Below are 18,665 nucleotides of genomic sequence, written 5' to 3'. Positions count from 1 at the left end.
CAAAGTGGCCAAACTGCCTGAATTTTCTTCTATTAAAGATATCAAATATGGAACCGACCCGCATGTTGATGCATGGCTTTTATATTTTATGACCTCAAATAATCTGGAGCATTTTCTGGACCCGCTTAAAAATGCTTCCCCGGAGCAGCTGCGTTTTATGGTTGCTCTTGAAGATGGTCAGGTTTTCGCTCCATGTTCAGACTGGCAGTTCAGACGGCTTATTACTCCCGGAAAAATAGAAGAACTTAATGTGGAGTATGCGCAGATATGGAAACTGTTCACCCGTCTTGTGTGTACCCATGTGACTGAGAGATACCGGCGTAGACTTATCTTAGGGCTTTGCCGTCTTAAATTCCGTCAGGCTCTTGATTCGACAATTCTCATCCCGTGGCGGCTGCTGAAAGGGATGATAACAATTTTTCTTGCACACAGCGGACTCGATGATCCGTACACCGAACGCAAAAGCCACCTTTTCAATCATGGCGTAAAGTACGTGGAAAGCGATTTCTTCACTAGTGTGATGAAAGCCTGTCCGTATCCTCCCCTGAAGTGTGAATGCCTTGCTGACATGCGCTTTGAACTGGATATGATTGAACTTGGCCGCCTTTTAAGGCTTTCCACTTTGCCGGATGCCTGGAGGGATGATCTTTTTCATGATGACTGGCATCGCTATTCATCGGCTTATTCAGCAGATAAACCTGATTATTCGGCCATGCGTGAGATTTTTAAAAATAAGCGTTCGGGAATGAAGATTCTTTACCTGCCCGGTGACTGCGGAAGTCTCATGGTCGATCTGTTAATTATCCGGTCACTTATCCGGCAGGGCCATAACGTTGTTCTGTCATTGAAAGAAGGTTTCTGCTTTGACAAGACCACATTCTGGGACAGGGAAAACAACCCTGCTCTGGCTGAGGCGCTCAAGGACGCTTATTTCCTTACCGAAGACCGTATCAGTAAAAACGGCCTCCTTGCGACACTTAGAGAGAACCCCTTTGTTGTTATCTCTGACGGCACCCGTGAACGCCTGAATCTTATCAGATGCAGTGTTACCTTTGCCCGGGCATGGAAAGAGTCTGATCTTATTCTTGCCAGAGGATACGGCAACAGCCGCAGGCTGGTAAGAAATTCTCATGGGTTCACCCGTGATGTCATATCATTTTTCCGCAAGGATGACGGCAGATTCAGGATTGAATTTAAACCGAAATCCGAGTCAGTCCGGCAGATAAGCGAGTCTGAAATCAGAGCCAAAGCTGATGAAATTATAGCTGAAATGCAGAAAGCCCGTGGCGATGGCAAAACAGTTATGTTTTACAGTGCCATAGTCGGCAGTATTCCCGGACAGGTTGATACGGCTATAAACATCCTGAATACTTTTGTTAAATATCTGCGCAGCAGACTGGACGGTACATATATTATAAATCCTGCCGAACATTTTGAGGAAGGTATGGATGCCGATGACCTTATGTATATGTGGGAACGTGTGCAGCGCAGCGGATATATCTCAGTATGGAGATTTCAAAGCTATGGTGATATTGAAAAAAGTTTTGAGTTGATGCAGAAAAAAGTTCCGCCTGTCTGGGCAGGTAAAGATGCTACTTATTCTACCGGCTGCACAAAAGAAATGCGTATTGCTCTTGATGTGCAGTCACGTCAGCCCGAATTGCAGATAATCGGACCAAGTCCTGAAAGATTTTCCAGAAGACGCGAGTACGGTGTCGGAAGATTCAGTGATGTTGTTATCGGGTCTTAGAACTGGGAAAATATATGGTTGGAAAATTTATATCACGTAGTGTTTTTTTTATAAGTCTGCTTTGCGTTCTGATGTTTTTTTCCGGCTGTGCTCCGCGTCAGGTAATGACTGGCAGGAGAACTGTTGCTCCCGGAGCTAAAACAAAAGTATGGGTCAATCGCGGGGCAAATAAAAAGTTACAGGTTGAAAATGGTCCGGTTCGTTTTACCGCTTTAAATTCCAATAGTGCGGAGGTTGCGGCTACAAAACTGGACTACCGTGGTCAGGAGATGGATACATGGCGTTCTCTTGGTCCTTCAATCAGGAAGACTATTGAATATGTGAGGCGTAATCCTTCTTCAGGGTTAGCCCTTAACAGACCGGAACTCAGGCTTACGTGGGGACAGCTCCGCAAATCGCTTGAGGATTTTGAAAGAATTCTGACAAGGCTTGATCACGATCCCTCAATTCTGGGACGTTATTTTGTCTGGTACAGATTGCGTTCGGGGGCCACTATGACCGGATATTTTACTCCGGTTATTCAGGCCAGCCTGAAAAAACAGGGTGCTTACAAATATCCTGTTTATCGCAAACCACCGGATCTTAGAAAAGCCAATCCGGGCCAGACCCACCCGTGGACGGAACAGATGCGTAAAGCTTACCGTGTTGAGAACGGTAAAATTCTTCCGTACCATTCACGCGGTGATATTGATATTAAAAGGGTGCTCGACGGAAAAGGACTTGAGGTTGCATGGCTTAAAGATCCTGTTGATCTTTTTTATATGCATGTGCAGGGCGGTGGAGTTCTTCAACTTCCTGACGGCAGATTGCGTACTGCTGTTTTCAGTGGCAGCAACGGGCGTAATTTTAAAGGGCTGGGAAGAATTATGCTGGAAAAGGGATTCCTCAAGCGTAGTGAGCTTTCCGTTGCCAATATAAAAAAATATCTTTTCAGCCATCCTGATAAAATGTGGAATATTATGGCTGAGAATGAGAGTTATATCTTCTTTGATGTAACCAGAATGCGGCCCATGGGGGCAACCGGTAAACCTTTGACTCCGATGGTCAGTCTTGCAGTTGATCCCGGAGTTATCCCTCTGGGAGCAATTGTTTCCTACAGGGTTGATGTTTATCCGGAACCGGGAAGGCCGGCCAGACGTATTAACGGTCTGGGACTTGCTCAGGATACGGGCAAGGCCATAAAAGGTCCCAGACTTGATTATTATACAGGTGTAGGTAAGAAAAAGCAGTTCATGGCCAACCACCTTAAGAACAGGGTTCCGGTCTATCTTTTGATAAGCCGGGCCGCACTTAGAAGATAGTTAATAAAATTCGAATATTATATATGGTAATATTAGATCAGCAAGGAGCGATATATGGTTCAGTTTGAAACTGTCATCGGGCTTGAAGTTCATGCCCAGCTAAAGACAAAGTCCAAAATATTTTGTGGATGTTCTACCGAATTCGGTAAAGATCCTAATGAAAACGTGTGCGAAATCTGTTCCGGTATGCCCGGAGTACTCCCCGTGCTCAATGAAAAAGTTGTGGAGTATGCCGCAAAAATGGGGCTTGCTACTAACTGCACCGTAAATAAAAAGTCTGTATTCGCCCGTAAAAATTATTTTTATCCCGATCTTCCGAAAGGTTATCAGATTTCACAATTTGAGCTTCCCATTTGTGAGCATGGGCATGTTGATATTGTGCTTGGTGCTGATACTGATAATCCAGTAACCAAGAGGGTTGGACTGACTAGAATCCATATAGAAGAAGATGCCGGAAAAAACATACATTCTGCTGCTGAAAATGCCAGTTATGTTGACCTTAACCGTACCGGTGTACCTCTCATAGAAATAGTAAGTGAACCGGATATGCGCAGCGCCGAGGAGGCTGTTGCCTATCTCAAAACTTTACGCAGCATCCTTCTTTATCTCGGAATATGTGATGGAAACATGGAAGAAGGTTCGTTCCGTTGTGATGCGAACGTGTCTGTCCGTCCAATGGGGCAGGAAGAATTCGGTACAAGGGCTGAACTTAAAAACCTCAACTCATTCCGTCATGTTCAGAAAGCTATTCAGTATGAAGTCGGCCGCCAGATTGATCTGGTTGAAGACGGTGAAAAAGTTATTCAGGAAACCCGCCTTTATGACGCCGCAAAAAATATAACCCAGTCCATGCGCGGAAAAGAAGAAGCGCATGATTACCGCTACTTCCCTGATCCTGACCTTGTGCCGATAGTTCTTGATGATGAATGGCTAGGGGACTGGCAGATGCAGCTTCCTGAACTTCCGGCAGAGCGCAAACAGCGTTTTGAGGATGATTACGGACTTAGCCTTCAGGATGCGGAATTTCTCACTTCAGAAAAAGAACTCGCTGATTATTATGAAGCCGCAGTTGAAAATTACAATGAGCCGAAGAAGGTTGCCAACTGGATAATGGGCGACTTTGTTCATGAGGTTCATCAAAGCGATGTTTCTATTGCTGAAACCAGTTTTAAACCGGAACTTCTGGCTAAACTTGTACGCATGGTTGATGAAGACCAGATCAGTAATAAAATAGGTAAAGATATTTTTCCTGATATTTTTGCTGAAGGTCTCGATCCTGAAAAATATGTCAAAGAAAAGGGCTTGGTTCAGATTTCAGATTCTTCAGCTCTTGAAGCTGTTGTTGATCAGGTTCTGGCTGAAAACCCGGATGAAGTGGAAGCCTATAAGGGCGGCAAGAAAAAACTTGTCAGCTTTTTTATGGGACAGATTATGAGAAAAACAAAAGGACAGGCCAATCCCGGAATTGTCAGCAAGATGATTCAGCAGAAATTGGGCTGATAGATGTTTTAAATATTCCAGAGAGGGGTGCTGCAATCCCTCTCTGGAATTTGTTTTTGAATAACATTCCGCTTATATAAAAGTATGGCTTGTTGGATTTTTCTTGGAACTGATTTTTTTTAATATTTGTATCAAGACTTCTTTCAGTACCAGCTATGGAGCTTTAAATGACTGAGCATATTCAATTTTCACCAGAAAAGGACTGCCTTGTCCTGCTTGACCAGCGTTACCTGCCAACCCGTGAAGACTGGTTCGACTGCAAAACAACTGATGATATAGTCGAGGCCCTTGTTGTGATGGTTGTGCGCGGTGCTCCGGCTATCGGGGTTACCGCTGCATACGGATGTTATCTCGCCGCCAGAGAAGTTGCCGGCAGTGAAGACTGGAAAAAGGCTCTTGAGATAAATCTGGATAAGATTGAAAATGCCCGTCCTACTGCGGTGAACCTTGCCTGGGCTGTTCGTGAAATGCGTAGAGTCTGGGAAGAAGCCGGAGATATTTCTCTTGATGAGCTTTGCCTGATCTGGCTTGAGAGGGCAAAGGAAATCCATGCTGATGATATAAAAATGTGTGAAGCTATCGGTAAGTTCGGCGGAGAACTTATGGATGACGGCGATACCATTATGACTCACTGCAATGCCGGGGCCTTGGCTACTGCCGGATATGGAACCGCTCTTGGAGTTATTCGCGGGGCTGTTGATCAGGGTAAGAAAGTTCAGGTCATTGCCAACGAAACCCGCCCGTTTTTACAGGGAGCACGTCTCACTGCTTATGAGCTTCATCGTGACGGAATACCTGTAAAAGTAGCTTGCGATAACGCCTGCGCTCTTCTTATGAAAAAAGGGCTGGTGCAGAAAGTTGTGGTCGGTGCTGACCGGATTGCTGCCAACGGTGATGCCGTCAATAAAATTGGTACATACGGTGTAGCTCTTCTCGCACATGAGTTCGGCATTCCGTTCTATGTTGCCGCCCCTGTTTATACGATTGATCCTGAAACTCCCACAGGCGATGACGTTCCTATTGAAAACAGAACACCGAGAGAAGTAACCCATGTGGGTGATACCCGCATAACTCCTGAAGGAGTTGAAGTCTTTAATTTCGCATTTGACCCGACTCCTAATGAACTTATTGCCGGTATTATCACCGAGAAGGGCGTTCTTAAAGCTCCCTACACTGAGGCTATAAAAAAACTGTTTAGTTAGCTAATTAATTAAAGGAATTATGTAGTATTATTTATTTTTCAGCTTTTAAAGGGGGGTGTCAGTCTTTACAGACTCATTCCTTTGTGCCATAGGCCTCATTTGTATTTGCAATTATCTGGCGGGAAGGAATGTCTTCCCGCCTTTTTTGAGCTATAATGTCTGAAAAGACAATTGTAATAAATTTTTTCCCCGGAGGCTGATCATGCTGCCTACTTTAGCACTTCTTGGACGTCCGAATGTTGGTAAGTCCACCCTATTTAACAGGCTGCTGCGTAAAAACAGGGCTATTACCCATGATATGCCGGGGGTGACCCGTGACAGAATTTATGAAGAAGGTCGCTACAATGACGTTCGTTATGCTCTTGTCGATACCGGCGGTCTGGTTGTTGATTCCAATTCTGAAGACGGCGGGTTCGAAGAACATATCTTTGAGCAGGCTAGAGAAGCCGTAGCCGAATCTCAGGTTATAATGCTTGTTGTTGATGGCAGGGAAGGGCTGACCTCTCTGGATGAGCAGGTGGCTGCATTTGTTCGTCAGAGCAATAAAAAAGTTCTTGTTCTTGTTAATAAAGTAGATGGTGAAGAGCTTGAAGCTCAGGCCACTTCTGAATTTCATGCTCTCGGCTTTGAGATGCTTCCTGTTTCTGCCGAGCATGGATATAATCTTGGTAAATTGCGTGAGAAAGTAGCTGAACTTGCTCTTGAAACAGGAATCGTCCCTGAAAGTGAAGAAGAGCTTGCTGCAAAAGGTCTTATGATCGCTATGCTGGGTCGCCCGAATGCCGGTAAGTCTTCAATGGTTAATGCTCTTGTTCGCGAAGACCGCGTTATCGTGAGCGATGTGGCTGGGACCACAAGAGACAGTGTTGACGTTACCTTCGAAGAAAACGGTTCACGCTATACATTTGTTGATACTGCCGGAGTAAGGCGCAGAACAAACATTACTGATACTCTTGAAAGATTCAGTGTTCTGCGGGCTCTTAAAAGTAGTAAGAAAGCCGATGTTACTGTCATGGTAGTTGATTCCATCCACGGCATCACCCGTCAGGACAAAAGACTGCTTGATTTTTTGATAAAAGAAGCCACTCCTTTTATTGTTGCGGTTAACAAGATTGATCTGGTTCCCGCAGATGAAATGAAAGCAATGAAAGAAGGATTCGCTTACGCTTTAAGAATTGCTCCGCATATTCCTGTTATATATACTTCAACTATCACCAAGGCCGGCCTTGGCGGACTGTTGCCGCTGGCCAAAAAGCTTAAGAAAGAATGTTCTATCCGTACCACCACAGGTCAGCTCAACAGGGTTATGAAAACTGTTATTGAGCGTCAGCAGCCTCCGGTAGTAAAACGTAGACGCGCTAAATTTTATTATTTGACTCAGGCTGATGAAGAACCGCCAACCTTTGTCTTTTTTGTCAGTGATGCCACTTTGATTAGAGACAGCTATAAGCGTTTTCTTGAGAACAAGCTTCGCAAGATGTTTAAAATTAAAATGGCGCCTCTTGGAGTTGTCTTTAGATCGACTCACAAGAAAAAAGAAAAGAAAAAGTAGAAATTTATTGTAATTAAAGGTTGACAGCGTCAGGGATAAGACGTATTCCATCGCTTCCAACGCGGTTGAAGTTCAAGCCGCAAGGCTCTTTATATAAAAGGAGAGGTGGCCGAGCACGGCTGAAGGCGCTCGCCTGCTAAGCGAGTATAGGGCTTAAAACTCTATCGAGGGTTCAAATCCCTCCCTCTCCGCCATATTTCAAGGGGTTAGAAGAAATTCTAACCCCTTATTTTTTTATCAAATTTTTGAATTTATTTAGTGGCTTATTTTTATTATGAGTTGATACTGTTTCTGCTGCTCATAATTTGCATAACTTAAGTCAAAGCTTTGGAGAAGTTTTCTGATTTCATGATGGGTTAATCCAATTGATGTGTAAATATGGTATGCACGGAATAATAGTAGACGCGGGTCTTGTTTTTTTGTGAATCAGAACATTATCATGTTAATAGCAAATTTATATAGGCGACTATAATCGATTGTCGATGGTGTACTATTAATAATAGATTGTTTTTTAAAGGTCGTTTTTGTACATAAATAATTAAATCAGGAATTGCTGTTCAAGATTCTGCAGTTGCTGATAAGCCATAGAAGAATAATTCATCCAGCTGAAAAAATATCATTAAATTAATTGTAAAAGTAAATTTCTTAATTCAGTTCACATCGCATTGCTGTTTGGGTAAGGTGTTTACCAATAAATAAAAGCTCTGTTCGAATTTTTTATGGGCCAACTGCTAACCTTAAGTTGAATTGAGGATATCTATTTTTTCGTGTAGTTATTTATTTTTCACTAACATCTTTTTATTTCACGTTTTTTAGACAGGATAGTATGTATAATCAGGTTAAAGTTCTCATAGTTGATGATCATGCCCTCGTAAGGGAGGGGTTGAAGACTATTCTTGCCAATCAGTCCGGAATTCAGGTTGTCGGTACAGCCGGAGATGGAGACGAAGCCATATTGCTGTATGAACGGCTGGAGCCTGATGTTGTGCTTATGGATTTATCCATGCCCGTAAAGGACGGTGTTCAGGCTATGAGAGAGCTGTTGAAGCTGGGAAAAAATACAAGAGTTCTGGCGTTGACCGCTCATGTTGATCAGGATCACATTTTTTCCGCTCTCGATGCAGGAGCCTGTGGCTATCTGCTTAAGAATTCTACTAGAGACGAGCTTGTGATGGCCATACAGACGGTTATGGAAGGAAAGGTGTATCTTGCCCCCGGAATTTCCGGAGAAGTCGCTAAAGGCTTTTTAAGGGTTGCTCGTGACACCACCGGTGGCAAGCTTGGAAATTTAACTGATCGTGAAAAAGAAGTTTTCCGTCTTGTTGCAGAAGGCTATAAGAATCGCGAAATTGCTGATTTATTAATCATAAGTATCAAAACTGTTGAAAAACATCGTTCCAACCTGATGAAAAAACTTGGCCTCAAATCAGCCGCAGAGGTAAAATGTCTCTGGTCTGAGCTTCACAATTCCTGATCCTGATCTAAAATTTTTATCCTTTTCATCTTCTCTCCAGATCTTTATTCATTTCATTATGTTATATCCATCAGAAAGATATAGTTAATATTATTATACACATATATCGTAAAAATAATCTTATAATTAATTTTTATAATATAGTGTAGGCTAGCTGTAATCTGTTTAAGTATGTTTGAATTTTTAATTTATATATTGTGCTTTTTATAATCCATGAAGAGTTATATTATAAATCTATCTATTCACACAATATTTTAATTTTACTGTATTTGTTTGGTGTAATTAATTTCAGATTACAATAGTTGTATTATGTTTTTTAATTGATTTTTGCGTGTTTTATTATTCGTGATAATTTTTGTCTAATGGAGGGAGTATGGACAAAATATTGCAAGGAGCAATAGAAATCGCCAGGGCTCAGGCCGGTGTGAGAATCATGACCGATGATGAAATTCTGTCCATGATTTACAACCTTGATAATAGTGTACGAACTGCGCTCGCAGATGGAGTTAATGGCGGCGGAGCAGATGCCCCCGCACAGGACCCCCAGAAAGCCATTAAGGAAAAGAGTATTACCTGTCTGGAATGTGGCAGTTCTCTTAAAATAATAACCAAACGTCATCTGGCTAAACATGATTTAACCGCTGATGAATATCGTTCCAAATGGGGCTATGCCAAAAAACAGCCTCTGGTCTGCAAGTCTTTGCAGCGTGAACGCAGAAAAAAAATGAAAGATATCCAGCTGTGGAAGAGAAGAGGATAGCTTTTGAGGCTGTTGGGTAATTGAGATATAATTTGCCGGGTTACATATAAAGTTTATTTTCGTCTTTTTTTAAGGATATATTATTTTATTCAAAAAAAGGGTTGACTTTTTAGCGTAGTTCAGAGAAATTGCATCTCGCTTTTGGAGAGGTGGCAGAGTCCGGTTTAACGCGGCGGTCTTGAAAACCGTTGAAGGTTTGCGCCTTCCGGGGGTTCGAATCCCTCCCTCTCCGCCACAAGTAAATTCACAGTCTAAGTACTGTTTTTAAAGCCCTGCTTACGCAGGGCTTTTTTGTTTTATGGAGTCTCAATATTTTACGTCATAGGTTGGTAGGCCTTAATTGTCGACGTGTTTTAAAGGGTTCTATTCGACCCGTTTTTAACCTTAGCTATGAAAAGCTGATAAACAAAGACTTGGCTTTAGTATTACAGTGTAATATGTTGTAATACAAATGGAGGTTGTAAACATGATAAGTAAAGAACCAAAGAGCGAAGTCGTAACAATTCGTATAACTTCGGAAATGAAAGAGAGAATCGAAAAGCTTGCGCAGGCAACTAATAGATCAAAAGCTTTTTTGTTTGGCGAAGCTATTTCCAGTTATCTTGATGTGAATGAATGGCAGGTCAAAGCGATTCAGAAAGGGGTTGCTGAAGCTAGAAGCCCAGAAGCTAAGTGGACCTCTCAGGAAGATTTAGAGGCCAAGTATGCCGAGGATTAAATGGCTTGAACTGGCCGTTCAGGATTTGGATTCAATTTACGAATACATAAGTCAGGATGATCCGAGGTCAGCTAGAAAAGTAGTCTCAGCCATATTAAAAAATGTGAAGAGTTTGGAGCAGCATCCGCAAATAGGGCGAGCTGGCAGAGTTGCGGGAACTCGTGAGTTGATTGTGCTTAAGGGCGCGTATCTCGTGGCATATTGCTGCAATGAAGATGTCGAGATTTTGCGAGTGCTACGGCATAGTCAGGATTGGCGGGGTGTTTTGGAGTAGGCAAAGGATATTATGTCAATATTTCAAAGAAAAACCCCGCAATGCGGGGCTTTTCTTTACTGTTTGTCATGAAAGTTCACAAATAGGTAATGCTTGAATTCGCTTAATTGTGGAGATTCGTCTGCTTCGGGGAAATAAAGGTCTAAACCGTTTATGACGATTTTAACCAGGTCATCAGTTGCTTTGAGCTTGTAATACTCTTTTAGGTCATCTTTCATTTTGCTCCGTGCGCCATAAAACGATTGCAAAATTTTCAGACTACGCATACACTAAAAGTCTCACGTTTTGGTGCTTAATGGTGCCTTAAAAAGTCGTTCATGTTTTTGGGCGGCTTTTTTGTTTTGAAATGGATTTATTTACTTGTCACAGTGACAATCTACTGAAAGTTCCCTCCCCATTGAAGGCATAATACTTAGTCTGTTTTCTCTTGTCAAATAATTGACGGAAGGGAGATCTGTTGCTTTAAATCAATCTCTTGGAGGGTGTAATGCTGAATCAATTCGAGGATATTTTACAAGAGGTAAGGCGTCAAAATCCTCAATTTGATGAGGATATAGGTATGCAGTCAACAGTTCTTAATAGAGGTGCTGAGGCGATCGTTGAATCGCGTAAGAGTTATTTTGATGAAATTCTGAAGGGTAGAGAAGGTCATGCTAATTTTGTTGATCGAAATATCAAACGATGGGAAGCTCCATTTTTACTATTAGAATTGCTTATTGCATCATGTATTGAACTTGGAAGCGAATGTAGTAAAACATTTGTATTTGGGGATGATAATTCTGAAAATTTACATTTTGATGTTTTGCGTAGATTACATGGCAATGCATGTCTTGCAGCAAATGAGATAATGTGTCTTCTTAAAAATGGTTTTGCTGACGCAGCCTTTTCTAGGTGGAGGTCTTTGCACGAGATATCAGCCACTATGTTGTTTATTGATAAGCATGGCGCCGAGTGCTCTCGGCGTTATTACGATTATGACGTTGTTGAGTCTTGTCAGGCTGCGAATTGCCACGAGATTGTTAAAGGCCGAATTAATGAGGCTGGATTTAGTGCCGATGAAATTGAAGCACTCAAAAAATATCGGGCTGACCTTTTAGATACGCATGGTCAAGATTTTAGTAAACCATATGGGTGGGCAACTCCTTTTTTCCCTTTAGATAGAAATAAGAATCCACAAAAAGTAGTTTTTGGTATGATCGAGAAAGCTGTTAAACTCGATCATTTTCGTCCCTATTATAAATGGGCAAGTCAAAACGTTCACCCTATGTCAAAATCAATGCATAAAAATTGGGGGCGGCATGAAGTCAAAGGTGATGTTATTCAAGTTGGACCTAGTAACTCAGGCATGACTGTTCCAGGTCATTCTACAGCGTTAAGTCTGATACAAGCTACATCGGTGATATTGCAGCCAATAAAAAGTTTTACCCGAGCATGTCATGTTAAGGCGCTTATATTATTGGCAGATGAGATAGGTTCGGCTTTTCTCGATGTAGAGAATTCTTCGGAGAAATAGAATAAAGAAAAAGAAAATTTAAACTTTTTTTACAAAATATGAGTAACTCTCTGAGTAACCACAAAAATAAAGCCCTCTAAATTCCATTAAAACAAACCATTATCGTGTCTATTTTCCCTCTCTCCGTTACAATAAAAAATCAGCAAGCCCCACAGAGGATCAAAATCCTTGTGGGGCTAAAAAAGACTCACATTGATGTAAGCCTTATAATTTAATCATCTGTTTGTTTTTTAGTCTTACTTTGTCCATCCAAAGCTAACAATGCTTGATTATTAGATAAAATGTTTTACCATTCCGTCTAGCTTTAATTGAGCATTTATTTTGAAAATGTTTGCGTAATGAAATTTTTACTTCTTTATTCCATAGCAACATGTCGCCATTTTCTTCATCTGGTAAAAAATTCCATTGGTGCAGACCATGATAATTTTGCCTTTTACCTTCGTTGACAGCACCTTCAATAAATAGTGTTCCCGTCTTTTTAGTGGCAAGAAGCATATTTTCGATGGCTTTGATTGGATTATATGAATGGTCGATAGCATTACGGCTGTAGACCAAATCAAACTGACCCAGATTGTCTAAATCCAATTCTTCTGCAATCCCTTGCTGTGTCATGATTGCGGGGACGATGTTGAACGCACTTAATATTTCGTTATACACATCTGCGAGAGGATCAATTGCTACTATCTTTATTTTTTCCTTTAGACCTGCAAGACCTATGACTGTGTGCGGCCCAGCTCCAACATCAAGGATACTTGTTTCAGAATTTTTTATAAGGAATGGACGCAACACGGTCGGAAAAGGCAATTCCCCGGATGCTTTTTTTCTGAATGATTCTGCCTGTTTCTGCTTATTGGGAAAACCACTGATCACTCCGTACCAATAGTTAGCTTCTTCAGGTAGGTTTTTAAGCCATAACTCCGGATTATGTTTAATAACATTTTCCATTATGATCTCTCCTAAATCAGATTGTAATCATGCAGCTTATTGTTTGGATTCATAATGAGTATTCAAGACGGATCTTACTGATACATATTACGGTATAAATAATATTAAATTGTAATTTAAAATACATAGTTTGAAAAATATATGGAAAAACATCTAATAAGTACAGAATTATGCGGCAAAAGATTCTTGAGCATATAATACGACTGATTGTAATGCTTGGATTACCGTCTGTAAATTGGGTCATTTTGTCTATATATTTATAATTAAATTCTATAGTTATAATTATTCAAATCTTAAAAAAATAGCCTGATGTATAGAAAAATCAAATAGATATTGAAAATAGTGCTGATACAGATGTCAGAAGCTATGTGAATTAAGAATTACTAATTTTTTGGATGAGTAACTTGCGAGCAAAGCAGTGTAAAAATATTTTTTCCCTTGAATAAAGGCCTGCATGTTATTAACGGAGTTTAATATTTTAATACTTTTGTGAATATTATTCTAACTTTAAAACATGGGGGCTTAGGGTGGCTGATATTTTATGTCCTAACTGCAATAAACGGGTTTCTGAAAATGCATCAGCATGTCCAAAATGCGGTGAGCCGATAACGGAACAAACCGTTTTTGAAAGTAAAGAAAAAATAAAGAAGGTAAGGAAAAAAACTAGAGGATTCGTATTCGTAATATTCATTTGTCTGGTTGTAATAGTAGCAGTTAACAAATTCGGATCTTATCTGGAGGACAAAGAACCTACAAAACCGGTTAGCCAGAAGGTAGAGAAGCAAAAATTGATACTTGGCTTTGATGCTAAAGACTATATGAGTAGGTTCAGAGTTCAGGCTAGTGAAATGAATTTAGCTATAACAGATGAAAAACACTTATCTGGTGAAGTTAACGATTCAATAGAAGCTAATGTTGGCTGTTGTGCATATCTAGAAGTTACTACAACTAAAACCAGCCCAGCAAAGGTTGTGGAAGTAACAGTAAGCCTTGGTGGAGGCGATGGTTCTACTGCAGCAGCTGCACAGAAATTATTAGCCCTTGCTACTCTGATTATGACAACACAGCCGGGTAAAGATTCATCGTATAGAGGGCAGATCTTAAGAGACTTAGGATTCATGAATGGCAAGCTGCCTGTAGAGTCTAAGGCTATCAGAGGTGATTATAGATATCGGGTTCTAAATTACCCAGGGATGGGATTGATGATCGGAGTCGACAGGGCTCAATAAAATAGCTTGAAAACCTTTTTTAAAACTGAGTCGGGTGTCCGGCTCAGTTTTTTTATTTTATAAACTTAAAATGTTTTTAAAATATCCTATATGCTTAAATTTTAGAACAAATTAGCGTTGTTGTACGCTCTCCTGAAGTGTGTAATCGCAATTATTAATTTGTAGTATAAGTATAAAATAAGGCAAAGTGAATTAGTAGCATTGTATTATATTTCAAGTCGTTATCTATAAAATTTTAATTTATCTATTATTTTCTATTGAAAATAATTTTCTTTTTCATTAGCGTTTCTCCAAACAATAGTAGAGGCATGAAAAACAATTTAACGTTTACCTTTTCAATTGCTAAAAATTGCTTGGGTATCAGTCTGAGTATTTATATTTAAACTGTACGTTAATTGTTTTATCAGTATGCTGTCTCGAACTTACATCGGACAGTTAAATAGTGCTTCTTTCCGTTTCGATTTTTTTGTTTGCTTTGTCCCTTTGGATAAGAGTTGGGGGATTTTTGTACCTTTCTATTGATAATGATAATGAAGATCAAAATCATAAGAAGTGGGGCAGGCTGATTCAAATTTCGAATATGGGAAGATTTTACTTTGCTTCTATCTAGCTGTTTTTTGGGAATATAATTTTTTTATATTCAGACTGTTAGAGGCCTAAAGCTTGTTCATTTTATACTTATAACGGAGGCGAAGATGTTTTTAATCAAGGGGGTAAGGGGAGCAGCAGCTATAGCTCTATGCTGTTTTTTTTTATGTTCAAATGTAATGGCTGATGAGGTTGAAAAGACAAAGGAAGCTACATTTAATTCAACTGTCGACAGTCAGAACGCAAATACTAATGGAAGTTTATCTGTTGAAAAGAAGAAATCATCAACTTCAGAAAAAAAAACAGATTCTTTACCTATGTTATTAAAGCAATATGTAGTCACGGCAGATAAAATGAATACTGATGTTCAATCTTTGCCATCAAGTGTCACTGTTTTATCTGCTGACTCTATGGAAACAAGAAATATTACATCTACCAAAGATATTTTTACTACTGCACCTAACATGCATTATATAAAATCAGGAACTGATGCTTATGTAGGTGATTCCTTTGCTTCAATTAGAGGTATTACTTCTTTTATGTCTGGAGCTCCAGTTCTTGGAGTATATGTAGATGATGTTTACCTTCCTGGATATGAAATACCACTCTTTGATATTGAAAAAACAGAAGTTCTGCGTGGTCCACAGGCCACTCTTTACGGCCGTAACAGTCAGGGTGGTGTTATCAGTATATACACAAAAGAGCCGAGCAGAACCGAATGGGAAGGAAAGGTTGCTCAAACATTCGGTAACTACAATACCTCTACTTCAACCGGAATTATTTCCGGGCCTATAGATGATGACTGGTCTATGCGTGCCGGTGCTCAGTATGAATATACTGATGGTTTTTCCAGAAACTATGATGGAAACAGAGACATAAACAAGCATCGTAACTGGAGTGCTCAGGGAGCTGTTGACTGGCATCCGAATGATTCATTTAAATTTACACTTAATTTGGATGGTCAGGATTACGATGGTAATAACGCTGAACTTCAGGATTATTCGAGCATCCAATCCAGTGCGCATGAGGTTGATGTAGACTGGGCCGGTGTTGCCAGAAAACTTGCCGGCGGAGTTTCCGGCCGTGCAGAATATAAGTTTAATTCCATGAAATTCCTGTCGATCACTGCTGTTCGCCAGACTAATACTCAAAGTGATCAGGATATGGATTTCACCAGACAGGATATCACAAGGTACGACATTGATATCTCGAATAGCCTTATAACTCAGGAATTCAGGCTGCAGTCTGACGACAAAAAAGACAAGCTTCAGTGGCTGGTAGGGTCCTTCCTGTTTAGTGAAGATGAAGACCTGCGTTATGAGTATCTTGCTGGTAAAGATGACCCCACTGTTCCCGGTGAACACTATCGTCAGGATGGTGATACAGATACTAAAGGATTCGCCTTTTTCGGACAGGGAGTTTATGCGCTTGGAGATTTAGATATTACCCTTGGACTCCGGTACGATTATGAAAGCAAGAGTTTTGATTATGAGCACTGGGCTTCAGCCGGAATGATCACCAACTGGGGAATGACTAATGTTTCGGGGGATGCAAATAATTCATACGGAGTCTGGCTGCCCAAGGTGGCTCTGGGCTGGCATGCAACAGATAATATTATGCCTTATGCCAGTATTTCAAGAGGATATAGAAGTGGTGGATTTAACCTGACCCAGACACCTGGTAAAGCGTATGACCCTGAATTTACCTGGAACTACGAAGCTGGTCTTAAAACCACATGGCTGGATAAAACTCTTAAATTCAATCTGGCCATGTTTTACATAGACTGGACAGATATTCAGGTTATGCAGCCTCAGTTCCCTGACTTTACTATCACCAATGCCGGTAAAGCAGTTAGTGAAGGTTTTGAAGTTGAAACTTCATGGCTCCCGGTTCCAAGTCTGGAACTTTTTGCTAACGCCGGATATACCCATGCCTATTTTACCGACTACTCAGATGATGCCGGGGATTATTCCAATAAAAATGTAACCAATGTTCCTGAATACACTATATCAGCCGGAGCAACCTATAGGTTCCTTGAACATTTTATGATTAATGGAGATTATTCTGCTGTTGGACCTATGTACTATGATGCCGCAAATACTGTAAGACAGAATTTGTACCATCTTGTTAATGCCAAGGTCGGCTATGAGGGTGATCAGTTCGACTTTTATGTCTGGGGTAAAAACCTCTTGAACCAGAAATACGCAACAAGAGCTTTTGAAATGGACACAAAGTGGTACGGAAGAGCTGGTGATCCTCTTACTGTAGGATTTACTATGGATTACAGATTTTAGGTGCTGCTAATTAATTAATAATAAACTGCAAAGGTAATCTCTTTGCTGTGATTATTTAAAACAATCCGCAGCAAAGAGATTACCATAGTAAAATATACATAATTATGTTGGGTGCTGATATGCAGATGGATAAAGAGATGTATGCTGATGCAGGGGAATTTTATGACGTTGTTTCAGATGAACAATGGCGGTTGCGCAGGGACTCTTTTCAGAAGGTCCTTTCCGGTCTGAACAAGGTAGATGGTGCTGTTCTTGATATCGGTTCTGGCACAGGGCATGGAGTAGTTGCTGCGGCTGAGGTCTTACCTGAAGCTGAGATATTTGCTGTTGAGCCTTCACCAACCATGCGCACTGCTTTGCTGTCTAGAATTATGCAGAACGGGAATCTTAGAAGTCGGGTTACCGTTGTCCCTGCAACTTCTGAATCTATGGAAATTCCTGAAAGTTTAAGGGCTGTTCTCTTTCTGGGGTGCATAGGATTTATTGATGAGGAAGCCAGAAAGAAAATATGGTCCCGTCTGGCCTCCTGCATTTCTCCCGGCGGTCTTATCCTGTTTGATGTGATGATGATCAGCTCTCCTCAAGTTGTTCCCAAAATGCATCTTGCTGAAATACCAGTGGGCCGGAATACCTATCATGTCTGGATTGAAGGCTCCCCCGAAGATGATTTTTATGAAAAATGGATGCTTACGTATCAGATTGTTAGTGATGGAAAAGTTCTTTTAGAACGCAAAGCGGACTTTTTATGGAGAACTCTTAGCCTTGAAGATGTGGCCCGTGAATCTGAACCGTTCGGCTTTGCTTTTAAGCCTTTGACCGACACGCTTATCCCCTCAGGAATTTTGTATAAAAAAGATTAAAGTCAGGATATATGAAATCTTTTGTTTTTTATCCTGACCGGGAAGCTCCAATCAGCTGCTATTTTTTTGATTTGAAGAAGTTCTTGGATGATCAGAGCTTATCATCGTTTGGTTTAATGCTTGACGATTTGGAAAAGCAACAGGTGAACCTTAGGAAAGGAATATTTAGAAAACGTTATATTCTCGCACATGGGCTGCTCAGAAAGGTTTTGGGAAAAAGTTTGAATAAGGGTCCTGAAGATATTGTCTATACTCGTAATAGTTATGGAAAACCGGGATTGGAACATGGCGGGATTAACTTCAATATGTCTCATTCTGATGATTTGCTTTTAATATGCGTTTCAAAAAAATATAGACTTGGAGTAGACCTACAGCTTCATAAAAAAATTGAAAATCTCGATACTATTTCAGAAGAAATGTTTTCCAGCGCGGAAGCAGATTTTATGGAGCAGCAGCTAACTATAAATAAGTATAATGAATTTTTTAATATGTGGGCCAGAAAAGAGGCTTTGCTAAAATGTCTTGGTGTCGGGTTGATGCACAATCCGAAGACATTAGAGACTTTCCCGCAAGGGAGAAGATCTGCCGGAGCTTTTACTGAAGATAAGAGCAGGCTGCCCATTCAAATTTATTACGGTAACATTAAAAATATTCTTTCGTGGAGTATCGCCTTTATTTCATCACTGTAAATTTTAGGAATATTTT

General features: G+C 40.6%; 16 protein-coding genes and 2 tRNA genes. 16 read left to right on the top strand and 2 right to left on the bottom strand.

Annotated features, from left to right (window positions below; translation table 11 throughout):
• Positions 1-4 precede the first annotated feature (4 nt).
• The 11 genes from G496_RS0115780 (at position 5) to G496_RS0115730 (ending at position 10,531) form a co-directional block, all read left to right on the top strand.
• Positions 5-1,750, top strand: coding sequence for an ARMT1-like domain-containing protein (locus G496_RS0115780; protein WP_027180113.1), 1,746 nt, complete (start codon positions 5-7; stop codon positions 1,748-1,750).
• Positions 1,751-1,764: 14 nt separating this feature from the next.
• Positions 1,765-3,051, top strand: a complete 1,287-nt coding sequence (locus G496_RS0115775) for an MltA domain-containing protein (protein ID WP_034633546.1) — start codon at positions 1,765-1,767, stop codon at positions 3,049-3,051.
• Positions 3,052-3,105: 54 nt separating this feature from the next.
• Positions 3,106-4,551 carry an Asp-tRNA(Asn)/Glu-tRNA(Gln) amidotransferase subunit GatB gene (gene gatB / locus G496_RS0115770; RefSeq protein ID WP_027180111.1) on the top strand — a complete coding sequence of 482 codons (1,446 nt, stop codon included), beginning with the start codon at positions 3,106-3,108 and terminating at the stop codon, positions 4,549-4,551.
• Between the two features lie 167 nt (positions 4,552-4,718).
• The gene (mtnA, locus tag G496_RS0115765) at positions 4,719-5,753 is read left to right on the top strand and encodes an S-methyl-5-thioribose-1-phosphate isomerase (RefSeq protein WP_027180110.1); all 1,035 of its coding nucleotides are present in this window, start codon (positions 4,719-4,721) and stop codon (positions 5,751-5,753) included.
• Between the two features lie 202 nt (positions 5,754-5,955).
• Positions 5,956-7,305 carry a ribosome biogenesis GTPase Der gene (der, locus tag G496_RS0115760; protein WP_027180109.1) on the top strand — a complete coding sequence of 450 codons (1,350 nt, stop codon included), beginning with the start codon at positions 5,956-5,958 and terminating at the stop codon, positions 7,303-7,305.
• Between the two features lie 99 nt (positions 7,306-7,404).
• Positions 7,405-7,499, top strand: a tRNA-Ser gene (locus tag G496_RS0115755).
• A gap of 632 nt (positions 7,500-8,131) precedes the next feature.
• Positions 8,132-8,779 (top strand): response regulator, encoded by a 648-nt coding sequence (locus G496_RS0115750; RefSeq protein WP_027180108.1) that lies wholly within the window; start codon positions 8,132-8,134, stop codon positions 8,777-8,779.
• Positions 8,780-9,152: 373 nt separating this feature from the next.
• Positions 9,153-9,539, top strand: a complete 387-nt coding sequence (locus G496_RS0115745; protein ID WP_027180107.1) for a Ros/MucR family transcriptional regulator — start codon at positions 9,153-9,155, stop codon at positions 9,537-9,539.
• A gap of 143 nt (positions 9,540-9,682) precedes the next feature.
• A tRNA-Ser gene (locus G496_RS0115740) sits at positions 9,683-9,774 on the top strand.
• Between the two features lie 231 nt (positions 9,775-10,005).
• Complete coding sequence (locus tag G496_RS0115735; RefSeq protein ID WP_027180106.1) at positions 10,006-10,257, top strand: CopG family ribbon-helix-helix protein; 252 nt, start codon at positions 10,006-10,008, stop codon at positions 10,255-10,257.
• On the top strand, positions 10,244-10,531 hold the full coding sequence (locus G496_RS0115730) for a type II toxin-antitoxin system RelE/ParE family toxin (protein WP_027180105.1): 288 nt from the start codon (positions 10,244-10,246) through the stop codon (positions 10,529-10,531). The genes G496_RS0115735 and G496_RS0115730 overlap by 14 nt, the downstream gene beginning before the upstream one ends.
• A gap of 56 nt (positions 10,532-10,587) precedes the next feature.
• Here G496_RS0115730 and G496_RS21210 read toward each other — a convergent pair whose 3' ends face one another.
• The gene (locus G496_RS21210; RefSeq protein WP_156900680.1) at positions 10,588-10,749 is read right to left on the bottom strand and encodes a hypothetical protein; all 162 of its coding nucleotides are present in this window, start codon (positions 10,747-10,749) and stop codon (positions 10,588-10,590) included.
• 269 nt (positions 10,750-11,018) lie between these two features.
• Between G496_RS21210 and G496_RS0115720 the strand changes: the two genes are divergently transcribed.
• Positions 11,019-12,044 (top strand): DUF5677 domain-containing protein, encoded by a 1,026-nt coding sequence (locus tag G496_RS0115720; protein ID WP_027180104.1) that lies wholly within the window; start codon positions 11,019-11,021, stop codon positions 12,042-12,044.
• A gap of 255 nt (positions 12,045-12,299) precedes the next feature.
• Here G496_RS0115720 and G496_RS0115715 read toward each other — a convergent pair whose 3' ends face one another.
• On the bottom strand, positions 12,300-12,989 hold the full coding sequence (locus G496_RS0115715; RefSeq protein WP_027180103.1) for a class I SAM-dependent methyltransferase: 690 nt from the start codon (positions 12,987-12,989) through the stop codon (positions 12,300-12,302).
• A gap of 527 nt (positions 12,990-13,516) precedes the next feature.
• Here G496_RS0115715 and G496_RS0115710 point away from each other — a divergent pair.
• From G496_RS0115710 to G496_RS20735, 4 genes are all read left to right on the top strand, one after another.
• A complete protein-coding gene (locus tag G496_RS0115710; protein ID WP_027180102.1) occupies positions 13,517-14,218 on the top strand; it encodes a zinc ribbon domain-containing protein in 702 nt (233 codons plus the stop codon).
• A gap of 695 nt (positions 14,219-14,913) precedes the next feature.
• The gene (locus tag G496_RS0115705; protein ID WP_027180101.1) at positions 14,914-17,100 is read left to right on the top strand and encodes a TonB-dependent receptor; all 2,187 of its coding nucleotides are present in this window, start codon (positions 14,914-14,916) and stop codon (positions 17,098-17,100) included.
• A gap of 119 nt (positions 17,101-17,219) precedes the next feature.
• Positions 17,220-17,960, top strand: a complete 741-nt coding sequence (locus G496_RS0115700; protein WP_169725773.1) for a class I SAM-dependent methyltransferase — start codon at positions 17,220-17,222, stop codon at positions 17,958-17,960.
• Positions 17,961-17,971: 11 nt separating this feature from the next.
• Complete coding sequence (locus tag G496_RS20735; RefSeq protein ID WP_051295101.1) at positions 17,972-18,649, top strand: 4'-phosphopantetheinyl transferase family protein; 678 nt, start codon at positions 17,972-17,974, stop codon at positions 18,647-18,649.
• Positions 18,650-18,665 lie beyond the last annotated feature (16 nt).

The sequence above is a fragment of the Maridesulfovibrio bastinii DSM 16055 genome (genome assembly GCF_000429985.1).
In the GTDB taxonomy this organism is placed as follows: Bacteria; Desulfobacterota; Desulfovibrionia; order Desulfovibrionales; family Desulfovibrionaceae; genus Maridesulfovibrio; species Maridesulfovibrio bastinii.
The sequence above is the reverse complement of the archived record's forward strand: the minus strand, read 5'-3'. Positions and strand labels throughout refer to the sequence as shown.

What these genes read in the sequence shown, in the direction of transcription:
- G496_RS0115775 (WP_034633546.1), top strand. Translation starts at nt 1,765, where the DNA reads ATGGTTGGAAAATTTATATCACGTAGTGTTTTTTTTATAAGTCTGCTT.
- gatB (WP_027180111.1), top strand. Translation starts at nt 3,106, where the DNA reads ATGGTTCAGTTTGAAACTGTCATCGGGCTTGAAGTTCATGCCCAGCTA.
- mtnA (WP_027180110.1), top strand. Translation starts at nt 4,719, where the DNA reads ATGACTGAGCATATTCAATTTTCACCAGAAAAGGACTGCCTTGTCCTG.
- der (WP_027180109.1), top strand. Translation starts at nt 5,956, where the DNA reads ATGCTGCCTACTTTAGCACTTCTTGGACGTCCGAATGTTGGTAAGTCC.
- G496_RS0115750 (WP_027180108.1), top strand. Translation starts at nt 8,132, where the DNA reads ATGTATAATCAGGTTAAAGTTCTCATAGTTGATGATCATGCCCTCGTA.
- G496_RS0115745 (WP_027180107.1), top strand. Translation starts at nt 9,153, where the DNA reads ATGGACAAAATATTGCAAGGAGCAATAGAAATCGCCAGGGCTCAGGCC.
- G496_RS0115735 (WP_027180106.1), top strand. Translation starts at nt 10,006, where the DNA reads ATGATAAGTAAAGAACCAAAGAGCGAAGTCGTAACAATTCGTATAACT.
- G496_RS0115730 (WP_027180105.1), top strand. Translation starts at nt 10,244, where the DNA reads ATGCCGAGGATTAAATGGCTTGAACTGGCCGTTCAGGATTTGGATTCA.
- G496_RS21210 (WP_156900680.1), bottom strand. Translation starts at nt 10,749, where the DNA reads ATGAAAGATGACCTAAAAGAGTATTACAAGCTCAAAGCAACTGATGAC.
- G496_RS0115720 (WP_027180104.1), top strand. Translation starts at nt 11,019, where the DNA reads ATGCTGAATCAATTCGAGGATATTTTACAAGAGGTAAGGCGTCAAAAT.
- G496_RS0115715 (WP_027180103.1), bottom strand. Translation starts at nt 12,989, where the DNA reads ATGGAAAATGTTATTAAACATAATCCGGAGTTATGGCTTAAAAACCTA.
- G496_RS0115705 (WP_027180101.1), top strand. Translation starts at nt 14,914, where the DNA reads ATGTTTTTAATCAAGGGGGTAAGGGGAGCAGCAGCTATAGCTCTATGC.
- G496_RS0115700 (WP_169725773.1), top strand. Translation starts at nt 17,220, where the DNA reads ATGCAGATGGATAAAGAGATGTATGCTGATGCAGGGGAATTTTATGAC.
- G496_RS20735 (WP_051295101.1), top strand. Translation starts at nt 17,972, where the DNA reads ATGAAATCTTTTGTTTTTTATCCTGACCGGGAAGCTCCAATCAGCTGC.